We start from the raw sequence: 10165 nt of genomic DNA on the forward strand, positions 1-10165 counted from the left end.
TATGCGGTATTAGCAGGCCTTTCGACCTGTTATCCCCCTCCTTGGGGTAGGTTACCCACGTGTTACTCACCCGTCCGCCGCTAAGAGGCTCGGAGTAAACCCCCTCGCCTCTCCGCTCGACTTGCATGTGTTAGGCACGCCGCCAGCGTTCGTCCTGAGCCAGGATCAAACTCTTATGTTTAAATCCTAACTCCTATTTATATGCTGGTCGCTTCGCCACTGTTCAGTTTTCAAAGGTCAAACAGCATTACTTATATTATCATGCTACTCTTACTTTGTCAATACCTTTTTTTCGTCGCCTCGCAACGACAGTGTATATATTAGCATGCAATATTATATCGAACATAAATAAAATCTGACATAAATCCAATTTACATTTATTTTTCTCGTTATTTCTATTTATATCTTCTATTTTCATATATAGATACACTCGGTAATGTTGACGAAATATTGGCATTTTTCTTTTTTAATGCATACCGTAATTTCAGGAATATAATAAAGATATCCTAACATAAGTATTTTGTATAAAGTTTTCTAGTATCTATTATTTTATCTAAAAAATTCATCCTGAATACCTTTTTAGCCTCTGGCATGAGATTATAAATTATAGAGGAAAAAATAATCATAGCCCACTCTTAAAGCAAAGAAAAAATAAACCAAATTCACAAAACAATTACTGATGATAGTGTATATTATATTTCTAGTAAAAAGCCTGCAAAGGAATGATCCTCTGCAGGCTTTATTCAAAAGTTCCATAGGTTAAAATTGTCTTGTCCTTCATCATTATTCTACCCTTTGCAATTACAGTATCAATATTATATTCTTCATCAATTAGAACCATATCTGCATCATAACCTTCCTTTATATATCCTTTACTGCTAAGCTTTAAAATCTTTGCAGGGTTTGCCGTAATTGCCTTTATAGCCTTTTCTAAAGGCACCCCATCAAAGACTGCATCCCTAACCTCTTTAAATAAAGTTGTTACTCTTCCAACTTGTAGCCCCACAAGCTCTCTCTTTTCATTGAATTTAGGCAAGCTCCCCTGACCATCGGAAGTTAATGTTACATTATCCTCCAAATCATCTTCTATGCATTTTTTTAGAGCCTTACTTGCTTTTATTTCGCCTTCTTCATAAAATACTGGATCAGAGCTTGTTGTAAAATCTATAAATCCACCCATCTTTGCAAATTCAATTCCTTGTCTAAAAAGATAAGGATTCCTATTTACATGGGTAGGATAAAACTGAGTTATAGGGATTTCAGTGGTGTCTACTATTTCCATAAGCATATCAAGACCTTTTTCACCATCACCCATGTGGATATTAACAACACCAGCCTTTCCAGATAATATCCCCGAAACCCTTGCGTCGGCAGCTAATCTTTTTATTTCTTCAATTGTTGGCTGTGAAGATCTATGATCAGACAGTGCAATTTCTCCAACACCAATGACTTTATCTATAAGAATTAAATCCTTCATTATGCTACCTGTAAAAGTTACAGGCGGCACCCTATACGAACCGGTATAAATAAATGTTGTTATTCCTTCTTCCTCTAAAGCCTTTGCCTTTGCATAAAGGTTTTCAAGGCTTCTTGTTATCCCATCTGTCCCTAAAGTTCCTACAATAGTTGTAATCCCACCCTTTATAATATCCGATAAAACTATTTCAGGGGTCCTTGTTTTAAAACCTCCTTCCCCTCCACCACCTGTTATATGAACATGGCTATCTATAAAACCTGGTAGAAGCCTTTTACCTTTTCCATCTATAATTTCAACTTCAACTCCCAAAATATCAACCTCATCATCTATTTTCCCTATCTTATCTCCCACTATTAGAACATCCTTTATTCCTAAACTTTTAGGCGAATAAACTTCAATTCCTTTTATAAGTTTTAACAAGATGCTCACCTCTTTTGATGTAAAAATTAAGGGTCATAGGCCCCTTAAATTAATTAAATCCTATAAAATGTGCCACAAGGACGAATATAGAGCCCAATGCAAATAAGAATAGCTGCATCTTTATTTGCCATTTTGCCCATCTTCCCCAATCTACTCTTGCAACTCCTAAAACTCCCATAAGACAAGCTGATGTTGGGACTATAATGTTTGTCAAGCCATCTCCAAGCTGGAAAGCTAAAACAGCAACCTGTCTTGTTACCCCAACAAGGTCTGAAAGTGGCGCCATAATAGGCATTGTAATAGATGCCTGGCCTGAACCTGAAACTACAAAGAAATTAAATATCGATTGGAAAAGATACATAAACCAAGCTGCAAAGGCTCCTCCAAATTTTCCAACAACACTTGAAAGTCCATTCAATATGGTATTTAAAACAGTAGGAGTTCCTGGGTCTGTTCCTCCAAGTATTATTAATATTCCCTGAGCCATACCAACAACCAAAGCTGCGCCGACAAGATCTGCTGCTCCTCTTTGAAAGGAATCTGCAATATCATTAACTGTCATATTGTTTAGTTTAAATATTACGCCTATAATGCCAGCAACTAATCCCATTGCAAAGAATTGTGATGCAATTTCTGGAATATAGTATCCCTTCTTAGTAACTCCCCATACAACCCAGATAATTCCCAATAAAACTGTTAAAAGAACAAGCTTGTGACCAATATTAAATTCCACATCTTTAACATCCGTTCTCATATTCTTTTTAAAATAATCAGTTGCATCAGGTGCAATTGAAGCCTCAGGATTTTTCTTAACCTCTCTTGCATATCTTAACGTATAGAATAGGCCTGCAGCTGTAAATACTACCCACATAAATATTCTAAAGGGTGCACCTGAAAAAACAGGAATACCAGAAATCCCTTGTGCAACTGCAAGGCTAAATGGATTCATCCAAGAAGTTGCAAATCCTATTTGGCTTGCAACATAGGTTATGAGAACACCAACTATAGCATCATATCCCATTGCAACAACTAGAGGAATAATAATCATAGCAAAGGGTATAGTTTCTTCTCCCATTCCAAATACTGCACCACCCAAAGAGAAGAGGACAAACAAAACAGGCAAGATAAGAACCTCTTTACCTTTGGTTATACTTATCATTTTCATTATACCCGCATCAACTGCTCCAGTCCTTAAAATTATTCCAAAGGCACCTCCAATTACAAGTATAAAGGCAATAATTCCTACCGCAGCTCCCCACTTATCTCCTCTTACCATTCCTTCAAAAACATAGTTAAGCACTCCGTAACCACCAAAATCCTCAGTTCCCCATAATCTTGCAGGTTTTTTTACAACTTCTCCCTGCTCGTTCTTTTCATATTGGAAGGATCCTGCTTTAACAACTGTTTTTGTTTTTTCCTTGCCATTAACCATGTATTTTACTTCCGTTTTTTCAAACTTACCAACAGGAAGCAAAATAGTTAAAAACCAAGCAAACAAAACAACGAAGAAAATAATAACATAGGTATGTGGAACCTTAACCGTCTTGTTCTCAACTGTCTTAACTTCGTTTTGAATCGGTGTGTTTGTGTTAAACATAATACCCCCCTATTTTTTCTTTTACCCAATATTAATAGCAAATTTCATGCCAAACTTTATAATTAGAAAAAATCCAAATTAACGCTACTTTTAATGTTTAATCCATTAAAAAGAAATTATATGGGGTTTAATTTGGGTTATTATGGGATATATTGATTTGTATTACCTTATAAGCAAAGTTCCTCCTCTACCCTTTCTTATTTTTAAATAACCCATTTCTTCCAATTCCTTTAATCTACTTCTTATCATCTGTTCAGTAAAATTAATTCCCCTATCATCGCATATTTTCTTTATTTTTCTCCTGCTGGCATTTTCACCTTTATTGTTTAGTTCCTCTATTATATTCAATATTATTTTTAAATCCTTCCTTAAATTATTACCGGTAAAAATCATATCTAAAGGTAAGTCCTTCTCACAAATTTCTTTACCATCACAAACAGCCACCATATATTCAACAATATTTTTAAGCTCTCTAACATTCCCCGGCCAATTATAACTAGTTAACCAATTTAAGACATCATCTTTAATCTTTAGTGTTAATCCTTTATTAGCTATAAAATGGTTTAAAAGCTCTTTTATATCCTCCCTTCTTTGCCTTAGAGGTGGGAGCTTTATATACATAACCTTTAATCTATAATAAAGATCCTCCCTAAACTCGCCCCTTTCAACAAGTTCTCTTAAGTTTTTATTAGTTGCAGCTATAATTCTTACATCTATAGGGATTATCTTATCCCCACCTATTCTCATTATTTCCTTTTCCTGCAAAACCCTTAACAGTTTTGTCTGAAGCTTTAAAGAAGCATCTCCTATTTCATCTAAAAATATAGTCCCCCCATTAGCCTGTTCAAAAAGCCCCTTTTTTCCGCCCTTCAAGGCCCCTGTAAAGGCACCCTCTTCATAGCCAAAAAGTTCACTTTCAGCAAGGCTTTCCGGTAGAGAGGAAAAATTTATGGCAACAAAGGGATTATTCCTTCTTTCCGATTCATTATGAATTGCTGAGGCAAATAGTTCCTTTCCTGTTCCACTTTCTCCTTCAATAAGGACAGTTAAATCTGTTTTTGATATTTTCCTTGCTACTTCTTTTGTAAACTTTAAAGCTTCACTTTCTCCAATAATATCATCAAAAGTATATTTGGCATAATATCCCTTCTTATATAGCTCTCTTTTTCTTTGCTTTTCCAATTCTTCAATGTCCTTCGTGCTCTTAAAGGTAGCTATAAACGTATTTTCATTTTCTAGCCAAAATTTTGTTACTATCACTTTTTCTCCCTTAATTTCAAATATGTCGGATGAGTCGCTTTCTTTTCCTATTAGATAATCCACCAATTTATAATTTGAAAATATTTCCTTGACGTTACCTCCAAGTATCTTGCCACTTTTACCTAGCAAAAATTTTAAATTTTCATTTATAAATAATATTTTACCCTTCCCATCAAATGCAAGTATTCCTTCCTTCATGCCATCAAGCACCATTTTTATGTGCTCAAAGGCCTTTGTTCTTTCCATAGAAATCTGTGCAATATTTTTAGCCAAGTTTATAATTTTATCAAAATACATTAATGTTATCTTTTCCCATTTATTATCATAAAGGTTTAGTTCTTTGAGTATTTCTGCAATAGTAACTATATCTATTAGCCTAGGTCCTATGTCTATGATATTTTTTACTTCCTTTGGAACTATTTCAACCTCTCCGGGAGTTATAGCATAATTAACCCTTTCACTTAACATACACCCTGGAAAAAAAGGGATATACTCAACATGGTTTAATCCTAATTTTTTTAACCAATCTATACATTCAAAGGTGGTTTCGGGACAGTCGTTAACTAGTAAAACCTTTTCTCCCTTTGGAATAAATAATAGTCTTTCAATAACTGTATAGTTTAAAATTCTTTTAGCTATTATTATTTTGCATTCCCCATCTATGTAATTTTTAGCATCTTCATATATAAGGTTTGTTGAAATAACTATAAGATCAGCCTTTATTTTTTTATTTATTCCTTCATCTATGGCATAAGATTCAATTTGTGCAAAATCACCAATATACCCCATAAGCTGCCCATGTAAAGTTTTTCTTGTATGCTCAGTTCCAGCAATTAATGCAACCTTTTTCATCCCAATTCCCCCCAATATTATTTAATTTCATTATATCCTAAGTTTAAATCAGCAAAAATAATTGCTAAATATGAATATTTAAACGAGGAATCTAAAAAAGAACTTAATATTATGCTTATCTACAACGATGAATTAAAGTAGGCTCACTTTTTAAAAGATTGCAGATAATTTCGTTAAACTGCTCGCCAACATTTTTCTTAACATAATCTTAATCTCACAAAAATACCCTGAAAATTAGCAAGGGCGGGCATCTAAATAATTTGCCCGCCCCAAATATTGATATAAAGCCAGTAAAAAAGCCCTAGAGGATAACCTCTAGGGCTTTTGGTGAGCCACCGGGGAATCGAACCCCGGACACCAAGATTAAAAGTCTTGTGCTCTGCCAACTGAGCTAGTGGCTCACAAAACACATTTTGTATAATAGCATATTTCATTGATTTTGTCAACAAAAATTAATCAATAAATTCTTTTAATTTTTTTATGTCTATTATTTTTATCTTATCTCTTTCAAAGTCTATAGCTCCACATTCCTTTAATTTTGATAAAGCCCTTATAAAGGTTTCTCTTGTAACCCCAACCATATTAGCCATATCTTGACGGGATAACTGTGTATCGATCTCAATCCCATTATAAACGTTTATATGTTCCTTCAATAAAATATCTAACAAAAGCATAGCAACCTTCCCATAGGCATCCCTTAAAGCTAAATTTTCTATCTTTTTTGAAACCATTTGAAGTCTTTTTCCCATTGCTTTAATAATTTCTATGGCAATCTTAGGATTTTCCTCTAAAAGCTCTTCAAAATCTTCTCTTTTTATAAACAAAACATCCGTATCTTCATAGGCTTGAGCGCTTGCCGGATATCTATTAAGCCCAAATAAACATGATTCTGCAAAAATTTCTCCCTCTGATAATATGCTAATTATATGTTCTTTTCCATCATGACCTACTTTATATATCTTTACTCTTCCCTTTTTAACAAAGTATACCGCTTCAGCTGTATCTCCCTCAAAAAATATTAAACTTCCCTTTTTATAATTTCTTTGACAAACCAAACAAGCAATCTTTTCTAAATAATCCTCATCAAGATTAGAAAAAATAGAAATCCTTCTTAAAAAGGCATGTCTCATCTAATTACCCCCTTAAGTTTAAAACTATTTCTTTAAATTTTCTACCCCTCTCTTCAAAGTTTTTAAACATATCAAAACTTGCACATGCTGGAGATAAAATTACTATATCCCCTGTTTCTGCCCTTTTATATGCCTTTTTTACAGCATCCTCAAGGTCAACTGCTTCAATTATTTCAATTTCCTTTCCTGTTTTGGAGCAAACCTCTAAAAAAGCCCTTTTGATTTTTTCTTTTGTCATTCCTAATAAAACTAATGTCTTTATTCTATCTATTCCTTCTTGTGCTAAAGGTTCAAAAGGTATATTTTTATCGTATCCTCCTGCTATTAAAATAACCTTTTTATCAAAACACTTTAACCCAGCTATGGTTCTTGTAGGACTTGATGCTATTGAATCATTATAAAATCTTATGCCATTTATCTCTTTTACAAATTCTATTCTATGTTCAACACCAGAAAAATTTAAAGCAACATATCTCATATTTTCAACAGAAACAAAACCGTAAACAGCAGAAAATGCCGCTAATAAATTTTCTACATTATGCATTCCTAAAATCTTAACTTCATCTTTTTTGCAAACTAACTGGTTATTTACATATAATTTTCCATCTTTATAATAACTAAATGCCTCCTCCTTCATGCTAAAAAACCTTAAAATACCCTTTACTTTATCTTTCATGTTAAAGGTAATATTGTTATCTTTATTAAGAATTGTTATTCCGTCTTTGTTTTGATGCAAAAATATATTTTCCTTTGCCCTTACATATTCCTCCATATCTTTATGATAATCTAAATGATTTGGACTTAAATTGGTTATAACCGAAACCATAGGTGAAACATCAAAGTCCATAAGTTGAAAACTTGAAAGCTCTAAAACCACATAATCCTCTTCTTTTATCTCTTCAATTTTATCAAAAATGGGTATACCTATGTTGCCTCCAATATAAACGTTATATCCCTGTTTTTTTAGCATTTCATATATAAGAGTTGTTGTAGTAGTTTTCCCATCACTTCCAGTAACTCCAAAAATTTTTCCTTTACAATACTTTACAAATTCCCTTATCTCTGATGTTATATATGCTCCCTTTTCCTTTGCTTTTATAAGATATTTATTTGTAGGAAGAAGAGATGGAGTTCTAAATATAACTTCAAAGTCCTCTAATTTTTCTAAATAATCACTACCTAAGATAAAATTTACACCTAAGGCTTCAAGTTCTTCTTTATTTTCTATATTTTCTTTCTTATCAAAAGCTGTAACCTTTGCACCATATTCTACAAGCTTTTTTATCAATGGCCTATTGCTAATTCCAATCCCAACAACAGCAACTTTTTTTCCTTTTATAAATTCTTTAAACTGGCTAAAACTTTTCAATTAATAACCCTCGCTTTCTAATATTTTTTTTAGATTTTTTAAATCATCTAAATATATATCATATAAACTTCTATTGTAAATTATGCTAGCTGGATGGTATAAAGGAAATATGTATTTTCCCTGGTGTTTTAATAATTTACCATGATATTCTCCTATCGTTGCCTTTTCAGATACAAGAGCTTTTAAAGGAACATTACCCAAAGTTACTATAATACTAGGATTTATATACTCAATTTCCTTAAAAAGAAAATCTTTTGAAATTTCAATTTCTTTTTTATTAGGAGCTCTATTAGAAAACCTTCCTGTTTTCTTATTTAATCTTGTAGGTCTAAACTTTACTACATTAGTAATATAAATATCTTCCCTTTTTAGATTTAAAATATTTAAAAACTCATCCAAATTCTTCCCTGCCTGACCAACAAAAGGTTTTCCTAGTTCTTCTTCAAATCTCCCTGGTGCTTCACCTATTAGCATTATTTTAGCATTTTTCGATCCTTCACCAAAAACTATATTCTTTTCTATACCTAAATTTTCCTTCAAAATCCTTTTATATTCTTCTTTTAAAACTTCAAAATTCATATTCTCTCCTCCAAAACAAATTTTATATTAAAATAAAATAGGTGGCAATGCCACCTATTGAATTTCAGGAAGATTATCAAGATTATTTTCATCTTTGCCATCTGGTAAACTTCTTAAATATTTTTCACCTTTTTTAGATGTTCCAACTCTAACTCCTTCAATTTGACCTTCACTTGCAAGTCTTATTCCTTCCTCTTTTGAAATTATTTGTCCGTTATCAAGTCTATATGCGATTATTTCGCCCTTTTTATCATGCTTAACCCCTGTAATCCTATACATACTTATCCCTCCTTGAGAATATTATCCCAAGGAGTAAACATTTTATTCATATAATTTCTTAAGTTCATCTCTAATTTTTTTAAAATCTTCCCATGCATCTTTTTTCTTTAATGGGTCTCTTAGAAGAGCTGATGGATGATATGTAGGCATAATTAAAAAATCTCCCTTTTTTATCCATATACCCCTATCTTTGGTTATTTTTATATCTTTATCTATAATATATTTGGAAGCTGTAGCTCCAAGACATACTATAATCTTAGGACGTATTAGAGCTACTTGTTTTCTTAAATAAGGAAGACATGCATAAGCTTCATCATCAAACGGAACTCTGTTATTTGGAGGTCTACATTTTACTATGTTGGCTATGTAAACCTCTTCTCTTTTTAAACCTATAGCTTCTATCATTTTTGTAAGCAGTTGACCTGCCTTCCCAACAAAAGGCCTTCCTGTTTTATCTTCTTCCTCTCCTGGACCTTCGCCTATAAACATTACCTTGGTAAAAGGATTACCTTCCCCAAAAACTACATTTTTTCTTTTTAAATGTAATCTACACTTTTTACAGTTTAAAACTATTTTGCTAAGTTCATAAAGCTTTTCTTGCATAAATATCACCACAGACAAAAAATTAAATAAAAATGCCTGCCACCTAAGATTAACTTAAGTGACAAGCATTTTCTCAAAAATATCAATGGTGGAGATGAGGAGATTCGAACTCCTGACCCCCTGCTTGCAAGGCAGGTGCTCTCCCAACTGAGCTACACCCCCACATGGTGGGCCTTCAGGGACTCGAACCCCGGACCGACCGGTTATGAGCCGGTTGCTCTAGCCAACTGAGCTAAAGGCCCTTCTTACCCGGCAGTCACCTACTCTCCCAGGCCGTCTCCAGCCTAGTACCATCGGCGAAGGTAGGCTTAACCTTCGTGTTCGGAATGGGAACGGGTGTTTCCCTACCTCCATCACCACCGGATATACACAACTGCACAAGTAGATCAAGTCCTCGACCTATTAGTACCAGTCAGCTAAACGCCTTACGACGCTTACACCTCTGGCCTATCTACCTGGTAGTCTTCCAGGGGTCTTACCGCTCTCGCGTGGGAAATCTCATCTCGGGGTGGGCTTCGCGCTTAGATGCCTTCAGCGCTTATCCCGTCCGAACATGGCTACCCAGCTGTGCCCTTGGCAAGACAACTGGTGCACCAGAG

At 33.9% G+C, this 10165-nt stretch carries 8 protein-coding genes, 3 tRNA genes and 3 rRNA genes; all 14 read right to left on the bottom strand.

The annotated features are described in order from the left end of the window. Window positions 1–181, bottom strand: a 16S ribosomal RNA gene (locus C4R78_RS09145); the annotation flags it as partial. A gap of 558 nt (window positions 182–739) precedes the next feature. Continuing rightward, on the bottom strand, window positions 740–1897 hold the full coding sequence (gene iadA / locus C4R78_RS09150; protein ID WP_103896739.1) for a beta-aspartyl-peptidase: 1158 nt from the start codon (window positions 1895–1897) through the stop codon (window positions 740–742). 49 nt (window positions 1898–1946) lie between these two features. Next, on the bottom strand, window positions 1947–3494 hold the full coding sequence (yfcC, locus tag C4R78_RS09155) for a putative basic amino acid antiporter YfcC (protein WP_103896740.1): 1548 nt from the start codon (window positions 3492–3494) through the stop codon (window positions 1947–1949). Window positions 3495–3656: 162 nt separating this feature from the next. Next, the gene (locus C4R78_RS09160; protein WP_103896741.1) at window positions 3657–5606 is read right to left on the bottom strand and encodes a sigma-54 interaction domain-containing protein; all 1950 of its coding nucleotides are present in this window, start codon (window positions 5604–5606) and stop codon (window positions 3657–3659) included. A 325-nt stretch (window positions 5607–5931) separates the two neighbouring features. Beyond that, window positions 5932–6007 (bottom strand) — tRNA-Lys (locus C4R78_RS09165). A 51-nt stretch (window positions 6008–6058) separates the two neighbouring features. Further along, window positions 6059–6736 carry a Crp/Fnr family transcriptional regulator gene (locus C4R78_RS09170; protein ID WP_103896742.1) on the bottom strand — a complete coding sequence of 226 codons (678 nt, stop codon included), beginning with the start codon at window positions 6734–6736 and terminating at the stop codon, window positions 6059–6061. 4 nt (window positions 6737–6740) lie between these two features. Continuing rightward, window positions 6741–8105: a UDP-N-acetylmuramoyl-L-alanine--D-glutamate ligase gene (gene murD / locus C4R78_RS09175; protein WP_103896743.1), complete on the bottom strand. Its 1365-nt coding sequence runs from the start codon at window positions 8103–8105 to the stop codon at window positions 6741–6743. After that, on the bottom strand, window positions 8106–8684 hold the full coding sequence (locus C4R78_RS09180) for a uracil-DNA glycosylase (RefSeq protein WP_103896744.1): 579 nt from the start codon (window positions 8682–8684) through the stop codon (window positions 8106–8108). It abuts the gene before it with no gap. A 54-nt stretch (window positions 8685–8738) separates the two neighbouring features. Then, window positions 8739–8963: a DUF3892 domain-containing protein gene (locus C4R78_RS09185; protein ID WP_103896745.1), complete on the bottom strand. Its 225-nt coding sequence runs from the start codon at window positions 8961–8963 to the stop codon at window positions 8739–8741. A gap of 42 nt (window positions 8964–9005) precedes the next feature. Then, window positions 9006–9566 carry a uracil-DNA glycosylase gene (locus tag C4R78_RS09190; protein WP_103896746.1) on the bottom strand — a complete coding sequence of 187 codons (561 nt, stop codon included), beginning with the start codon at window positions 9564–9566 and terminating at the stop codon, window positions 9006–9008. Window positions 9567–9652: 86 nt separating this feature from the next. Continuing rightward, window positions 9653–9728: transfer RNA gene (locus C4R78_RS09195), tRNA-Ala, on the bottom strand. 3 nt (window positions 9729–9731) lie between these two features. Continuing rightward, a tRNA-Ile gene (locus C4R78_RS09200) sits at window positions 9732–9808 on the bottom strand. A 5-nt stretch (window positions 9809–9813) separates the two neighbouring features. Beyond that, window positions 9814–9930 (bottom strand): 5S ribosomal RNA (gene rrf, locus C4R78_RS09205). Window positions 9931–9948: 18 nt separating this feature from the next. Then, a 23S ribosomal RNA gene (locus tag C4R78_RS09210) occupies window positions 9949–10165 on the bottom strand; the annotation flags it as partial.

Source organism: Caloramator fervidus (genome assembly GCF_900108045.1).
Lineage (GTDB): Bacteria > Bacillota > Clostridia > Clostridiales > Caloramatoraceae > Caloramator > Caloramator fervidus.